12 protein-coding genes are annotated in these 15199 nt (G+C 62.6%); 5 read left to right on the top strand and 7 right to left on the bottom strand.

Annotated elements, in window-relative coordinates:
* Positions 1 to 109 precede the first annotated feature (109 nt).
* Positions 110 to 3817, top strand: coding sequence for a methionine synthase (gene metH / locus ACK59L_RS01360; protein ID WP_409271390.1), 3708 nt, complete (start codon positions 110 to 112; stop codon positions 3815 to 3817).
* A 286-nt stretch (positions 3818 to 4103) separates the two neighbouring features.
* On the opposite strand, the gene ACK59L_RS01355 is transcribed toward metH, so the two are convergent.
* Complete coding sequence (locus tag ACK59L_RS01355; protein WP_409271388.1) at positions 4104 to 5186, bottom strand: ABC transporter substrate-binding protein; 1083 nt, start codon at positions 5184 to 5186, stop codon at positions 4104 to 4106.
* A gap of 211 nt (positions 5187 to 5397) precedes the next feature.
* Between ACK59L_RS01355 and ACK59L_RS01350 the strand changes: the two genes are divergently transcribed.
* From ACK59L_RS01350 to ACK59L_RS01335, 4 genes are all read left to right on the top strand, one after another.
* Complete coding sequence (locus ACK59L_RS01350; RefSeq protein WP_027914640.1) at positions 5398 to 7050, top strand: nitrite/sulfite reductase; 1653 nt, start codon at positions 5398 to 5400, stop codon at positions 7048 to 7050.
* Entirely contained in the window at positions 7034 to 7528 is a 495-nt protein-coding gene (locus tag ACK59L_RS01345; protein WP_027914639.1) for a DUF934 domain-containing protein, read from the top strand. The genes ACK59L_RS01350 and ACK59L_RS01345 overlap by 17 nt, the downstream gene beginning before the upstream one ends.
* Before the next feature lie 191 nt (positions 7529 to 7719).
* Positions 7720 to 8184 carry a nuclear transport factor 2 family protein gene (locus tag ACK59L_RS01340; RefSeq protein WP_058603841.1) on the top strand — a complete coding sequence of 155 codons (465 nt, stop codon included), beginning with the start codon at positions 7720 to 7722 and terminating at the stop codon, positions 8182 to 8184.
* A gap of 83 nt (positions 8185 to 8267) precedes the next feature.
* Positions 8268 to 9416, top strand: coding sequence for a M14-type cytosolic carboxypeptidase (locus tag ACK59L_RS01335; RefSeq protein ID WP_409271385.1), 1149 nt, complete (start codon positions 8268 to 8270; stop codon positions 9414 to 9416).
* An 8-nt stretch (positions 9417 to 9424) separates the two neighbouring features.
* On the opposite strand, the gene ACK59L_RS01330 is transcribed toward ACK59L_RS01335, so the two are convergent.
* From ACK59L_RS01330 to ACK59L_RS01305, 6 genes are all read right to left on the bottom strand, one after another.
* Positions 9425 to 10393 (bottom strand): spore coat protein U domain-containing protein, encoded by a 969-nt coding sequence (locus tag ACK59L_RS01330; protein ID WP_409271383.1) that lies wholly within the window; start codon positions 10391 to 10393, stop codon positions 9425 to 9427.
* Positions 10390 to 12687, bottom strand: coding sequence for a fimbria/pilus outer membrane usher protein (locus ACK59L_RS01325; RefSeq protein WP_409271536.1), 2298 nt, complete (start codon positions 12685 to 12687; stop codon positions 10390 to 10392). Before ACK59L_RS01325 ends, ACK59L_RS01330 begins: the two co-directional genes overlap by 4 nt.
* 99 nt (positions 12688 to 12786) lie before the next feature.
* Entirely contained in the window at positions 12787 to 13563 is a 777-nt protein-coding gene (locus ACK59L_RS01320; RefSeq protein WP_409271381.1) for a molecular chaperone, read from the bottom strand.
* A 38-nt stretch (positions 13564 to 13601) separates the two neighbouring features.
* Entirely contained in the window at positions 13602 to 14105 is a 504-nt protein-coding gene (locus ACK59L_RS01315) for a spore coat U domain-containing protein (protein ID WP_058603836.1), read from the bottom strand.
* Positions 14106 to 14108: 3 nt separating this feature from the next.
* Positions 14109 to 14642 (bottom strand): spore coat U domain-containing protein, encoded by a 534-nt coding sequence (locus tag ACK59L_RS01310; RefSeq protein ID WP_058603835.1) that lies wholly within the window; start codon positions 14640 to 14642, stop codon positions 14109 to 14111.
* A gap of 18 nt (positions 14643 to 14660) precedes the next feature.
* Positions 14661 to 15197 (bottom strand): spore coat U domain-containing protein, encoded by a 537-nt coding sequence (locus ACK59L_RS01305; protein WP_167340308.1) that lies wholly within the window; start codon positions 15195 to 15197, stop codon positions 14661 to 14663.
* Between the last annotated feature and the right edge of the window lie 2 nt (positions 15198 to 15199).

Raw genomic sequence — 15199 nt, 5'->3', positions numbered from 1 at the left:
GAATCAGGCAACATGAGCATATTTCATGAAAACAGGCCGCACCCCTAAAAACCGTGCAGCTTTGTTATGATTCAACACTTTCTGATTTCCGCCCGACCAGGTAGTTCATATGTCCGACCGCAGCGCTCGTCTTCATGCACTTCAACAAGCACTTAAAGAGCGCATCCTCATTCTCGATGGCGGCATGGGCACAATGATCCAGAGCTACCGGTTGGAGGAAGCCGACTATCGTGGCACGCGCTTTGCCGATTGGCCAAGCGACGTCAAAGGCAACAATGACCTGCTGCTGCTCAGCCGTCCAGATATCATCGCGGCCATCGAGATGGCCTACCTGGACGCGGGCGCCGATATCCTCGAGACCAACACGTTCAATGCCACCCAGATCTCCCAAGCCGACTATGGCATGGAAACGCTGGTGTATGAGTTGAACGTGCAAGGCGCGCGCATCGCCCGCCAAGTGGCCGATGCCAAGACGCTGGAAACACCCGACAAGCCGCGCTTCGTGGCGGGCGTGCTCGGCCCGACCAGCCGCACCTGCTCGATCTCCCCCGATGTGAACGACCCGGGCTACCGCAACGTCACGTTCGACGCGCTGGTGGAAAACTACATCGAGGCCACCCGCGGGCTGATCGAGGGCGGTGCCGACCTGATCCTGATCGAAACCATCTTCGACACCCTCAATGCCAAGGCGGCGATCTTCGCCGTGCAGCAGGTGTTCGAGGACGACGGCATCGAGCTGCCGATCATGATTTCCGGCACCATCACCGATGCCTCCGGCCGCACATTGTCCGGGCAGACCACCGAAGCCTTCTGGAACTCGGTCCGGCACGCCAAGCCTATATCCGTCGGCCTGAACTGCGCTTTGGGCGCCAAGGACTTGCGCCCTTACCTGGAAGAGTTGTCGGGCAAGGCCGACACTCACGTTTCTGCGCACCCCAATGCGGGCTTGCCCAATGCCTTCGGTGAGTACGACGAAACCCCGGCGGAAATGGCGGCCGTGGTCGAGGAGTTCGCCGCCAGTGGCTTCTTGAACATCATTGGCGGTTGCTGTGGCACCACCCCTGGGCATATCCAGGCAATCGCCGAGGCCGTGGCCAAGTACCCGCCACGGCCAATTCCGGAAATCGCCAAGGCATGCCGCCTCTCGGGCCTGGAGCCCTTCACCATCGATCGCCAGTCGTTGTTCGTCAACGTCGGTGAGCGCACCAACATCACCGGCTCGGCCAGGTTCGCGCGGCTGATTCGCGAGGAAAACTACACCGAGGCCCTGGAAGTGGCGCTGCAGCAGGTAGAGGCCGGCGCCCAGGTCATCGACATCAACATGGACGAAGGGATGCTCGACTCCCAGGCGGCCATGGTCCGTTTCCTCAACCTGATCGCCGGCGAGCCGGACATCTCGCGCGTACCGATCATGATCGACTCTTCGAAGTGGGAAGTGATCGAGGCTGGCCTCAAGTGCATCCAGGGCAAAGGCATCGTCAACTCCATTTCCATGAAAGAAGGCGTTGAGCAGTTCAAGCACCATGCCCGCTTGTGCAAGCGCTATGGCGCAGCCGTGGTGGTCATGGCCTTCGACGAGGTCGGCCAGGCCGACACTGCCGCGCGCAAGCAGGAAATCTGCAAGCGCAGCTACGACATTCTGGTCAACGAGGTGGGCTTCCCCGCAGAAGACATCATCTTCGACCCGAACATCTTCGCTGTCGCCACCGGCATCGAGGAACACAACAACTATGCCGTGGATTTCATCGAGGCCTGCGCCTATATCCGCGACCACCTGCCGCACGCCTTGACCTCGGGTGGGGTGTCCAACGTGTCGTTCTCGTTCCGGGGCAATAACCCGGTGCGCGAGGCGATTCACTCGGTGTTCCTGTACCACGCCATCGCCAATGGCCTGACCATGGGCATCGTTAATGCCGGGCAGTTGGAAATCTACGACCAGATCCCAGCGCCGTTGCGGGAAAAGGTCGAGGATGTGGTGCTCAACCGCACGCCCCAGGGCACCGATGCGCTGCTGGCCATTGCCGACGACTACAAGGGCGGCGGTGCCACGCGGGAAGTCGAGAACGAGCAGTGGCGCTCGCTGCCGGTGGAAAAGCGCCTGGAGCATGCGCTGGTCAAGGGCATCACGGCGTTCATCGTCGAGGACACCGAGGCGTGCCGCCAGCAATGTGCGCGGCCGATCGAGGTCATCGAAGGCCCCTTGATGAGCGGCATGAACGTGGTCGGCGACCTGTTCGGCGCAGGCAAGATGTTCCTGCCCCAAGTGGTCAAGTCGGCCCGGGTGATGAAGCAAGCCGTTGCGCACTTGATTCCGTTCATCGAAGCCGAAAAAGGCGACAAGCCCGAGGCCAAGGGCAAGATCCTGATGGCGACGGTCAAAGGCGATGTGCACGACATCGGCAAGAACATCGTCGGCGTGGTGCTCGGCTGCAACGGCTACGACATCGTCGACCTGGGCGTGATGGTGCCCGCCGAGAAGATCCTGCAGACGGCTCGGGACGAGAAATGCGACATCATTGGCCTGTCGGGCCTGATCACACCGTCGCTGGACGAGATGGTGCATGTGGCGCGCGAGATGCAGCGCCAGGGTTTCGAGCTGCCGTTGATGATCGGCGGTGCCACCACCTCCAAGGCCCATACGGCCGTGAAGATCGAGCCCAAGTACAGCAATGACGCCGTGATCTACGTCACCGATGCGTCTCGCGCCGTCGGCGTGGCGACGCAATTGCTGTCCAAGGAGCTCAAGGCGGGTTTCGTCGAACGCACACGCCAGGACTACGAAGAGGTACGCGCGCGCACGGCCAACCGCAGCGCCCGGACCGAGCGCCTCACCTACGCCCAGGCAGTGGCGGCCAAACCCCAGTACGACTGGGCCGGCTACCAGCCAGCCGTACCCTCCTTCACTGGTACCAAGGTCCTGCATGACATCGACCTGCGCACCCTGGCCCAATACATCGACTGGACGCCGTTCTTCATCTCCTGGGATCTGGCGGGCAAGTTCCCGCGAATTCTCACGGACGAAGTCGTTGGCGAGGCGGCGACTGCCCTGTATGCGGACGCCCGCGAGATGCTCGACAAACTGATCGACGAAAAACTCATCAGTGCTCGCGCAGTGTTTGGCTTCTGGCCCGCCAACCAGGTGGCCGATGACGACATCGAGGTGTACGGCGAAGACGGCGCTGCGCTGGCGACCTTGCACCACCTGCGCCAGCAGACCATCAAGCCCGACGGCAAGCCCAACTGGTCGCTGGCCGACTTCGTGGCCCCCAAGGCCAGCGGTGTGACCGACTACGTGGGCGGGTTCATCACCACGGCCGGTATCGGGGCCGAAGAAGTCGCCAAGGCGTACCAGGACAAAGGCGACGACTACAGCTCGATCATGGTCAAGGCCCTGGCCGATCGCCTGGCCGAGGCCTGCGCCGAATGGTTGCATGAGCAGGTGCGCAAGGATTATTGGGGGTATGCCCGGGAGGAGCAGCTGGACAACGAAGCGCTGATCAAGGAGCAGTACCGTGGCATTCGTCCGGCGCCGGGCTACCCGGCATGCCCCGACCACACCGAGAAAGAAACCCTGTTCCGCCTGCTCGACGGCAGCGCCATCGGCGAAACCGGCCCAAGCGGCGTCTTCCTGACCGAGCATTACGCCATGTTCCCGGCCGCGGCTGTCAGCGGCTGGTATTTCGCCCACCCGCAGGCGCAGTACTTTGCGGTGGGCAAGGTGGACAAGGATCAGATCGAGTGCTACAGCACCCGCAAAGGTCAACCCGTGAGTGTCAGCGAGCGCTGGCTGGCGCCAAACCTCGGGTATGACAGCTAAGGCACACCCGCATCCAGCTGTTCCCGTGGGGCGCAGCTGGAAACAAGGCGCGTCAGTGTTGATGCGCCATGTGATCGGTGAGCAGGATTAGGGGTGAGTGCCCCAATACACCGCCGTGATGACGAACAGCGCGACCAGGCACAGGATTGCCCATGTATCGACGCCATGGCTGGACTTGCGCAACTTCGTTGGGTTGGTCATGGCATTGCCTCTTGTAGTGATTATGGGAATGCACCGTACAATCGGCAGTTAAGACCAGCAAAGACCTTTGCTCAAGCAGGGCTTTTCAGTATTCGACCGGTGACGTCAGGAACGGGTACTGATAGCCAGCCGTGCGCCCTATCGCGCTGTACGCCTTGAAGTCCACCCCATGGTCGGCCAACTCCAGTCGTTCAAGCCATTGCCCGGCCTTGGCCTGGTCGATGCTCTGCAGCACAGGCAGGCTGTAATTGCGCAGGCCGTCGCGCCCGAACGGCAGGCCGTGGGCATCGTCATACAGCATGACCATGGCCCAGCCCCCAAGGCTGAAATGCCCGCCCATCAGTACACTCAAGCGCCCATCCAGACGCGCACGCAACGCCTCCCCCGAGCTATTCACCGCACTGAACATCACATCCTTGCCTGGCTTGAGCCCCGCTTCCTCGAACGCCTGCATGGCCCCAAAGGCCATCTCGTCGTTGGCCGACCATACAAGCCGTGTCTGTGGGTAGCGTTCGAGCAGAAACCGCGCCTGCTCGTAGGCGCGCTGCCGGCTCCACCCGCCGTACACCACCTGCCGCAAGCGCACCTGGGGGAAGTCGGCCAAGGCGCGGCGCATGCCTTCTTCCCGGCGCTGCGAGGCAGGCGTAGTCTTCACGCCTGAGAACGCGACCAAATCCACTGGGCCACTGGTGGCAGGCAATTGCGCGATCATTTCACGCAACATCTGGAAACCGGCTTGTTCGTCATTGGTGGTCAAAGAACCCAACGGCTGCGCGAATTTGTCAGGCCGAGCGCTGACAGCCCGCGCCTGGCTAGGCGTCAAGCCGTTGTTGACCAGCAACAGCTTGACCCCCGCCCCTTGCGACAGGCGCATGATCTCGGGGGCGATGTACTGCTCGTTTACCAGTACCAGGTAATCAGGTCGCCTGGGCCCATCGAGGGCCGCCCGGACCTGGCTCAAGGCAAGATCGGTCCGGCGCTCGCCATACTCCACACGCAAGTCCATGCCCAGTTCGTCAGCGGCGGACTGCATGAACCGGCTGTAGCTGGTCCAGAATGTCTCGTCTGGCGAGCCCGGGTTGAGGAAAACCACTGACACCGGCTGCGCACCTGCGCTCAATGGCAGGGCGAGGCACAGGCAAAGGCAGCGGTACAGGGCCTTGAGCATTGGCTGACGTCTCTGAAGCAAACCCAGGATTATACCCCTCGGGTCAGAACTGGCGCATAAATGGCAGTCAGTCTCACATAGTCCGTTTGGTTCTTTTCATATGCAAAAACATCACTTTTGCGCATAAATACAACCTGCTATGGTGCCCCGGCTCCGAACCGGAGTGCGCGGCCGTGCGCGCGAATAGCTGCATGCCTGAGACAGGACTTTTATGTACGTATATGACGAATACGATCAGCGGATCATCGAGGACCGCGTCAAGCAGTTCCGTGATCAGACCCGCCGCTACCTGGCCGGTGAGCTGAGCGAGGAAGAATTCCGCCCGCTGCGCCTGCAGAACGGCCTATACATTCAACGATTCGCGCCGATGCTGCGTGTCGCCGTTCCTTATGGCCAACTCAATGCCCGGCAGGTGCGTACCCTGGCCAAGATCGCCCGCGATTACGACAAGGGCTACGCGCACATTTCCACCCGCCAGAACGTGCAGTTCAACTGGCCGGCCCTGGAAGATATCCCCGACATCCTGGCCGAATTGGCGACCGTGCAGATGCACGCCATCCAGACCAGCGGCAACTGCCTGCGCAACACCACCACCGATCAGTTCGCTGGCGTTGCCGCCGATGAAGTCATCGACCCGCGCCCCTGGTGCGAGATCGTCCGTCAGTGGACCACGTTCCACCCGGAATTCGCCTTCCTGCCGCGCAAGTTCAAGATCGCCATCAACGGTTCGAAACAGGACCGCGCGGCCATCGAAGTGCACGACATCGGCCTTGAGCCGGTGCGCAACGACGCTGGCGAGCTGGGTTTCCGCGTCCTGGTCGGGGGCGGATTGGGCCGCACACCGGTGGTCGGTTCGTTCATCAATGAGTTCCTGCCCTGGCAGGACCTGATCAGCTACCTGGACGCTATCCTGCGCGTCTACAACCGCTACGGCCGCCGGGACAACAAGTACAAGGCGCGGATCAAGATTCTGGTCAAGGCCCTGACACCTGAAGTCTTCGCCGAAAAGGTCGAGGCCGAAATGGTCCACCTGCGTGGCGGCAGCAGCACACTGACCGAGGCGGAAGTGCAGCGCGTGTCGCGTCACTTCGTCGACCCGCAGTACCTGGCGCTGGACGATGTCGACTACAGCGCCCTGGACAGCGAACATCCAGGGTTCGCGCGCTGGCGCTCACGCAACACCCGCGCCCATAAACGCCCTGGCTACGTGGCCGTGACCCTGTCGCTCAAACCCACCGGCGTTGCCCCAGGTGACCTCACCGACAAGCAGCTCGACGCCGTGGCCGACTTGGCAGAACGTTACAGCTTCGGCTTCCTGCGCACCTCGCACGAGCAGAACATCATCCTGGCCGACGTCGAGCAACGCCAGCTGCATGCCCTGTGGCTGGAGCTGCGCGAGAGCGGATTCGCCACCCCGAACATTGGCCTGCTGACCGATATCATCTGCTGCCCAGGCGGTGACTACTGCTCCCTGGCCAACGCCAAGTCGATCCCCATCGCCGAATCCATCCAGCGTCGTTTCGACGACCTGGACTACCTGTTCGACATTGGCGAGATCGACTTGAACATCTCCGGTTGCATGAACGCGTGCGGGCACCACCACGTCGGTCATATCGGCATCCTGGGCGTGGACAAGAAGGGCGAAGAGTTCTACCAGGTATCGCTGGGCGGCAACGCCGCGCGCGACGCCAGCCTTGGCAAGATCCTGGGCCCCTCGTTCGCCCAGGACGACATGGCCGATGTGATCGAGAAGCTGATCGCCGTCTACGTCGAACAACGCACCGAAGAAGAGCGTTTCATCGACACGTACCAACGCATCGGCATCGACCCCTTCAAGGAACGCGTGTATGCAGCGAATCATTAAGCACAACCAGATCGTCGACGAAACCTGGCACCTGCTGCCTAAGGAAACTTCGTTCGACGAACTGACCAACTGCGACGACTACATCGTGCCCTTGCAGATGTGGCGCGACCATGCCCATGCCCTGAAAGCCCGCGACGGTGGCCTGGGCATCTGGCTGGACAGCGATCAGGAGGCTGAGGAGATTGGCGAGGACGTCCAGCACTTCCAGGTCATCGCCCTGAATTTCCCTGCCTTCACGGACGGGCGCAGCTATTCCAATGCCCGCCTGCTGCGCGACCGCTACGGCTACAAGGGTGAGTTGCGCGCCATCGGCGATGTGCTGCGCGACCAGCTGTTCTTCATGGCCCGTTGCGGTTTCGATGCATTCGCCATCCGCGCCGACAAGGACCCCGAAGACGCCCTGCAGGGCCTGAAGGACTTCTCGGTCACCTACCAGGGTGCCACGGACCAGCCGCTGCCTTTGTTCCGCCGGCGCTGAGCCCGTTGTTCGTCACGGCCGTGCACCTGCCACGGTCGTGACGGGCAGCCCCCACACTCGACCACACCGATACTCCGCACACATCGGCATTGTTGTCGCCGACGCAATTGTGAAGTCTGCCCGGTGATGATTCTCGCTTTGCCCCAGGCACGCTACGCTTTTCGGACACATTCATGCCGAGGAGTCGAGCAATGTCCCGTCCACCCCTGCCACCTTTCACCCGCGACAGCGCCATTGAGAAAGTCCGTCTGGCCGAAGACGGCTGGAACAGTCGCGATGCTGCCAAGGTGTCGCTGGCCTATACCCCCGATACCGTATGGCGCAATCGCGCCGAGTTTCCCCGCGGGCGAGCCGAGGTTGAGGCTTTTCTGACCCGCAAATGGAACCGCGAGCTCGATTATCGGCTGATCAAGGAGCTTTGGGCCTTCACCGAAAACCGTATTGCCGTGCGCTATGCCTACGAGTACCGCGATGACAGCGGCCAATGGCACCGGGCGTATGGTAACGAGAACTGGGAGTTCGCCCCCGACGGGCTGATGCACTATCGGCACGCGAGCATCAACGAGCACCCAATCGCAGAAAGCGAGCGCAAGTTCCATTGGCCGCTCGGCCGACGTCCTGATGATCATCCTAGCCTCAGCCAGCTGGGGCTCTGACCATGGCCAGGCGCACAGAGGCGCTTTGAGGCCTGCAAGCGGTGTACAGTAGCTGCACAACAACATCGCCAAGGAGCCTGCCCATGACCGTGACGCTGTCACCGCTGCATATCGATTGCGACTTCGATTCTGGCAACATCGAAGTCATCGACGCCAGCAATCCTGCCCAGGTCTGCCTCGCCATCCGGCCGGACACCCACAGTGGCCACTACCAGTGGTTTCACTTTCGCGTCAGCGGCCTGACGCCTGGGCAGAAACACCGGTTCAGCCTCGACAACGCTGCTGGCTCGTCTTACAAGAATGCCTGGACTGGCTACAACGCCGTGGCCTCTTACGACCAGCAGACCTGGTTTCGGGTGCCCAGCCAATTCGATGGTACCGCCCTGGGCTTCGAGATCACGGCGCAGCAACCGCAGATCTGGTTCGCCTACTTCGAGCCCTACCCCCGTGCACGCCACAATCAACTGATCGAACGTGCGCTCGCCCTCCCAGGCATCACATTGCTGGCCAGCGGCCGCAGCGTCCAGGGTCGCGACATCCCGCTGCTGCGCGCAGGCGACGGTGCAGCGGGCAAGCGCAAGGTGTGGTTCATCGCCCAGCAACATCCCGGTGAGCACATGGCCGAGTGGTTCATGGAGGGGCTGATCGACCGTTTGCAGGCTGGCGACGCCACTGTCCAGCAACTGCTGAGCCGCGCTGATCTGTACCTGATTCCCAACATGAACCCTGATGGTGCCTTCCTGGGCCATCTGCGCACCAATTACGCCGGCAAGGACCTTAACCGCGCCTGGCAGGACGCCAATGTCGAGCTCACTCCGGAAGTGTTCTTCGCCCAGGCGCAGATGAAACAGTATGGCGTGGACGCCTTCATCGACGTGCACGGGGATGAAGAAATCCCCCATGTATTCACTGCCGCCTGCGAGGGCAACCCTGGTTACACAGCCCGCCTCGCCCACCTGGAAGAAACCTTCCGCAACACGCTGATGAGCCTGACGGCAGACTTCCAGACCACCCATGGCTACACCCGTGACGCGCCAGGCCAGGCCAACACGACGTTGGCCTGCAACGCCGTGGGGATGGCGCACGACTGCTTGTCACTGACCCTGGAGATGCCGTTCAAGGACCACGACGATGCCCCCGACCCGCGCACGGGCTGGTCAGGGCTGCGCTCCAAGGCATTGGCGAGCGCCGTATTGGATACGCTCGCCGCGATGGTAGACGACCTGCGCTGAGCCTTCTCTCAGAACTGGACGTCCAGTACCACGCTGTCCGAGTAGCTCGCCGCCGGCGGCGTAGCCTGGTCGGTATAGACGCGGGCGTTGTAGTTGAAAACCTGACTGCCAGTGCCAGTGCCTATGCCCGGGTTGACGTCGGCCTCGGCACTGGCCCGCCTGGCGCTACCGCTCGCGCCCCAGCGAACGGTGCCTGCGCCCTTGTAGATGTCGTACGCCAGGTAATTGTTGGCAGCCGACTTCATGCGCCGCCGCCCGCTCAGCACGTTCTGCCCATCGCTGAGCCCGACGCTGTAGGCACTGCCTTTGGTACAGGAAACGCTCAGGCTCTGGTTGACCGTTGCGAAGGCGCTGGCCACAGGCGCAGAACCGAAGTTGATATTCGGCGTAACGATCTGGCAATCATTGGTCACCGTCAGGCTGACGGTCAGGTACTGGGTGCCTGATCCGGTATCCCGCCCGATGCACAACCCGCCTATCGAAAGCCCTTCACAATAGTTCCAGGTCCAATCCAGCTTGAGGGTCTCCTGATAGAGACCTGCCGCCACGTTACTCCCGATCTGGGTGCGAAGGTACAACGGTACAGTCTTGGGCGTACCGTTGAGCAAGCCCAGCAGGTCGAGGATACCCGTGCGTCCGTACTCGAATGCAACACCGCGGCTGATGGGAAAGTTGGTGGTGGCATCGGCGTAGAGCGTATACGGGATGACATCCCCTGTAGGGCCAAGCAACCCCCCCGTGGACGGCTGTACCGTCAGCTTGAACGAGTCGGCGTTGCTGAGCACGCTCAATACCGTGCCATTGCACTGTAAACCGGCGTTCGCCGTGGCTGCTGTCTGCACGGCGGTGCGAACCTGCGTTGAATTGAGGGCGCCGAACAGAGCGGGAGCGGTGGCCACCGACGCGCACTTGGCCAGGGCAGGCTCTGCGCAGAGGGCTAGAAGCCCTGCGCAGAGCCAGGCTTGATGGCGGCTCACTTGCACACCAACGGCCCGATCACAGGGATCGAGCCGGTGCTTTCTGGCAGGGTGAAGTCGACCTCGCACTGCCCTCCCCCCGCCAGTTCGACCTGCAAGCGGTTAGTGGCCTGCAAATTTTCCAGGTAGACCAGCCCATCCCACCCCACCACGGCCTGCGCGCCGCTTTGCACGTGTCTGACGCGGCTGCCCAGGCTCAGCGGTCGCTGATTGCCATCCACCAGTTCCAGGCTGGCTGCCTGCACCTGCTTGAGTTCGAAGTCCAGCAGATAACCGCTGCCACGGCGCACGGCAACGCGTTGCTCGACTTGCGGTGCCAGAATGTCAGGCGGCAAATCCATCGGGTCTATTTCATATTTGCCTCGGTAGTAGGCACTGCTATAGGGCACAAGCAGGTGACCACGTTTATCGGTGCGGCCTACCGGCTGGTTTTCGTAACGCACGGGCACATCGGCGTAGCCAGAGGTGCTGACCACGACGAACGCATCATCGATGCGGTTGGCCGCGAACAAGCCGGCGTCCATCCACACGATCGAGCCGCTGGCATCGGCCCACCGGGTCATTTCTCCACTGCTGCCGTAGACACCCGCCTGCAGCTGGACCGACTGCAGGCGCCAGGTGGCGTCGGCCTGGCGGTAAGCCTGGCGATCGCTACCGGTGGCATACCCGAGGTTGTAGCCCACCCCGGTGCCCACCGGAACCGCCCGGCTGTAGTTGACCCGCTGCTGGTGCTGGCCGTCTTTGTTGCGTTCGATGCCCAAGGCCAGGGTGCCGGTCATGTCGAACGGAATCACCAGTTGCGCCTGCGCCGCCCATTGGCGATCACCCACCTCTCGATTAGCAGAGAAGTAAATACTGCTGTTGCCCCACAGGGGCCTGCTGTAACTGAGGTTGATCAAACGTGTGCGGGTGCCGTCCCCGGCGCGCACATCGAAATAACCGGCGCCCAGGTTCCCGTACTGGTTGAGGTTCAAACTCAGCGTCACCTGCTCACTGCTCCTGCTCAGCTGCATGTCGCGCCGGTCGATGCGCGTGAGATCAGCGTAATCGCCATGGCGTTGCAGCCGCTGGTAGCTGAACCCCAGGCGTTGACTGTTGTATTGGTAACCCAGGGCGGTTTGCTGACCTTGGTTGCCTTCGAAACGGCTTTGGGCTAGGGCAGCATTGAGCACCCCGAACTGCCCTAGGCGCATGTTCGTCCCCAGGCCCCCGAGCATCAGGGACTCGGCCGTTTGCCCATGGGCCTCCAGCGTGAAGGTATCGCTCAGGCCGTGGCGCAGGCTGGCCGAGGCCACGCCTGGGCCGTATCCGAAGTCGCGCACCCCATAGTCACGCCTGAGACTGCCGGCTGCTACCGCATAGTCGGTCAACCCTTTTTGCAACAGGCTGCTGGTCACATAGAACGGCAGGGTCGTGGACACTTGCCTGCCCAGGGTGTCGGTGGTCACCACCACTGCCTCGCCGGCACCGTTGATGAAAGGGACGTTGGTCAGGGTATAGGGGCCAGGCTGCAACTCGGTGGTGCTGGCCCGGTAACCATTGATGAAAAGCTCAAGGGACGTTGGCACGGCCGCTTCGCCTGCGAAGGCGGGCAACGGGTAGGTCACAAGGTCTGGCCGGGCGGCAAAATCCCTGGATAGCTGCAGCCCGCCCAGGCGCACTGAGCTACTCCAGGGCAAAGCGGCGGTGATCAGGTCACCCGCCTCGAAGGTCAGCATCCGTTGCTCGTCGGTGAAGCGCCAGGTGGTGTCGTAACGCAGGAATCCATCACCCGTGCCACTGCGCGTCACGCCGTTGAACGAGCGCCGCCATTGGCCAGTGCTGGACACGGTCCCCCAGCTGTCGAACACGCGTAGTTCATTCCAGGCGGCGAGATAGGTGCCGCTGTCATCGGTATCGTTCAGGTACAGGTCATAGTTGAACAAGGCACCGAAGCTGCTGCGCGCATCGGTAGGCGGGTAAAGCGTGCGCTCACCGACTTGCTGGTCCGGCAACCAGCCTGGGGGCACATCCAGCCGCAGTTGCTGGTTCTGGCTGTCATATTCGGCATGCATCCCAGCAACGGCGTCCAGGGCCACGTCGCCTGAGGGGTCGCCGGGCAACACGAGGCCTGCTGCGCGCAGCACGTCACTGCCTATGTAAAGGCGCCCGGCCCTTTGCTGCACCGGCACCAATTCAGCCTTCGGCATCTGGTTCACCGTGAGGTCCAGGTACAAGGTGGCATCGGCAACCGCCGACAGCTCCGTTGGCGGCGGCGGCAGGTCGTCCGCCAGCACCAGGGTAGAACCGGCCAGTGCCAGCCCCAGATACCCCAGGCGCTTCGTCGCGAACCTCTTCACGCATCGGTCCTGACCATTGCCGGGCCCTCCCTGGCCCTGTGACTTGCCTGTAACTTATCGACCCTGGTTGATGACGGCCGCCTCACCCTGGCCGTTGACCCGGCCCTTGAGTATTCCACCGGCCCCCACGGCCAGCGGCGCTGGCCAGCGCATGCTGGCCCCGGGCAGTACATAGCCCAGTAGCCCTTCTGCAACAGGTTTGGCCTGGTTGCCTTGCTGCACCACCACATCGGTCAGGCGTGCATGCACCGGGCCGGTGTTTCGCAACTCGATGTACGGCTTGCCCTGTACCATCACCGGCTGCCAGGTCAGCTGGGGCTTGCCTACACCCTGCTCGTTGCGCTCGCCGTTCGGGTCCGGGCGGCCCCACAGGCCTTCCCCGTAGACGAACAGCGGCACCGAGTAGCGCATCTGCAGGCGAATTGCGGCCGTGGTCCCGGCCTCGGCCTTGTCCACGGGCACTGCGGGGGGAATTTCGTCGATGATGATGCGGTAGGCCTGTTCCTGACCGGCGGGTGCCGCCCCTGTACGGGTCAGGCGAATGAGCTGCTTCTGACCGGGTGCGATAGTGGCCACCGGCGGGCTGCCGATGATTTCACGTTGTGCGCTGAACTGCTCCTCGAAGTGCCCCTGACGCCAGGCAAATACACGCACTTGAAGGCTTGCCGCCGCGGTCCCGCGATTTTCCAGCCACAGCGCCCCTGCCTTCTGTCCCGCTTCCAGCACAGGGTCAATGGGCCAGATCAGTACCGACGTGGCGGCTAACACCGGCTGGCCAGCCACGCTGCACATCAACAACAAGGCCCGGATCCATCTGCTGCGTTCTCTCATGAAGCCCTCCCTGGACGGTATGTTGGCGAATCGACCGGTCACCAGGTCAATGTCACCTGGACCACGTCGGTATAAGTACCGGCAGGCACTGTTCCGGGTAGTTGAAGCCTTCCGTAGACAGGCAACCTTACCGCTGCAGGGTCGGCATAACTCACGTTCACGTTTTGCCCAATGCCGATGCCCTGCGCCAACGCAGCATCCTGGTACAACTGGTAAGGCACTACCTGCGTGCCTCCCGTACGCTTGAGGTTGCGCACGCCTGCGTTCGCGTTCTGGCCAGCATCCAGGCTCATGCTCAGCACTACCCCCGGCGTGCACTGCAGCGTCACGCTTGAACCGCCCAATGCCGTACTCAACACCGCCGTGGACAAGGCTGACTGCGTGCCGTAGTTCAGGGTGCCGTACTGCGTGGCGCCCCCTATGACCAGACAACCGGCGACAACTTGCGCATTTACCGCGAAGGTGCTGGTGGTGGCCGCACCCAGGGGGCCAGCCAGCATCAGCATGCACCCGGCAACGGTCCCTGCACGCCAAACGCGCATGCCTCAGAACGACAGCTCGACGGCGACGGTGTCGGTATAGACCCCCGCGGGCAGACCTGCCTTGCCACGTGCCTGCCCATAGAGGTTGACGGTTTGCGCGACCCCGGTGCTGGTCGGCAACGTGATCGTGCCGTCGATGGCCAGCAACTGCGTGCGCCCCGCATCGGTATAGAAGTCATAGGGAACGAAGTTGCCGGCGCCGTCTGCCAGAGCACGGGTGCCCCCGGTGGACTGACCATCGTGGGCGCCTGCGCGTACCCGAATGGCCGGCACCGTGCCCGCTGAACACAGCACACTCAGGGCCCCGCCGCTGCCGCCGAGCACCTGCGCGTTGGCCGTACCGAACAAGGCATCCTGAGTACCGAAGTTCAGGCTGCCGAAATTCAGGCCCGAGGTGCCTGAGCTGCCGTTGACCTGGCAAGCCGCAATGAGGGTCAGTGTCGAGTTGATGGTACCGGTGACGGTGGCTGCCGGCGCCTGGGACGCCAGCGCCATGCCCAGCCCGGCGAGGATGCAGCGTGAGAGGTGGGTTCGCATCGATATCTCCTTGATGGGTTACCAGTCCAGGGTCACTCTGAGGGTGTCGCGATACAGGCCAGCGGGTAGCGCACGAGGCTGTGCGACCAGCACGCCATAGATGGGAATGGGCATCTGCCGGGTGCTGCTGATGACGAAGGGCCGAGCCTGGCCGACCGGATAGTGGCTGCGGCCAGCAGGATCGACGGCCAGTTGGTAAGGGATCAACTCGCGCCCATTGCTCAGGCGGCGTATCCCGTCGTCGCCGTTCATGCCCGCATTGATGCTCACCTTGAACGCACGCACTTCAGGCGTGCAGCTGATCTGCAAGCTGCCCTGGGTGCCGACGTCATCCACCCGACTGCGCACGGGCTCGTCCCAATTGGGCCCTCGGGCACCGAAATCCATCAATCCAGGGTTGGCCAGTGTCGCCGGTTGCGTTTCATCGCTGCTGATCTGGCAAGCAGCGCTGATGATCAGTTGCGCCTGGATGAAACCGGTGCTGGTGCCGTGCGCCGCGCCGCCCGGTACGAGCAAGGGACCAAGGGTCAGCAGCAGCATCGAGGAACGGTTCATGG

Origin of the sequence: Pseudomonas sp. KCJK9111 (assembly GCF_046231935.1) — a bacterium.
Classification (GTDB): domain Bacteria; phylum Pseudomonadota; class Gammaproteobacteria; order Pseudomonadales; family Pseudomonadaceae; genus Aquipseudomonas; species Aquipseudomonas parafulva_B.
Note: the sequence above shows the minus strand (reverse complement) of the source record. Positions and strands in the feature narration are given on the sequence as shown.

Bases quoted from the DNA above. Each gene is read 5' to 3' on its own strand.
- metH (WP_409271390.1), top strand. From the start codon at position 110: ATGTCCGACCGCAGCGCTCGTCTTCATGCACTTCAACAAGCACTTAAA.
- ACK59L_RS01355 (WP_409271388.1), bottom strand. From the start codon at position 5,186: ATGCTCAAGGCCCTGTACCGCTGCCTTTGCCTGTGCCTCGCCCTGCCA.
- ACK59L_RS01350 (WP_027914640.1), top strand. From the start codon at position 5,398: ATGTACGTATATGACGAATACGATCAGCGGATCATCGAGGACCGCGTC.
- ACK59L_RS01345 (WP_027914639.1), top strand. From the start codon at position 7,034: ATGCAGCGAATCATTAAGCACAACCAGATCGTCGACGAAACCTGGCAC.
- ACK59L_RS01340 (WP_058603841.1), top strand. From the start codon at position 7,720: ATGTCCCGTCCACCCCTGCCACCTTTCACCCGCGACAGCGCCATTGAG.
- ACK59L_RS01335 (WP_409271385.1), top strand. From the start codon at position 8,268: ATGACCGTGACGCTGTCACCGCTGCATATCGATTGCGACTTCGATTCT.
- ACK59L_RS01320 (WP_409271381.1), bottom strand. From the start codon at position 13,563: ATGAGAGAACGCAGCAGATGGATCCGGGCCTTGTTGTTGATGTGCAGC.
- ACK59L_RS01315 (WP_058603836.1), bottom strand. From the start codon at position 14,105: ATGCGCGTTTGGCGTGCAGGGACCGTTGCCGGGTGCATGCTGATGCTG.
- ACK59L_RS01310 (WP_058603835.1), bottom strand. From the start codon at position 14,642: ATGCGAACCCACCTCTCACGCTGCATCCTCGCCGGGCTGGGCATGGCG.
- ACK59L_RS01305 (WP_167340308.1), bottom strand. From the start codon at position 15,197: ATGAACCGTTCCTCGATGCTGCTGCTGACCCTTGGTCCCTTGCTCGTA.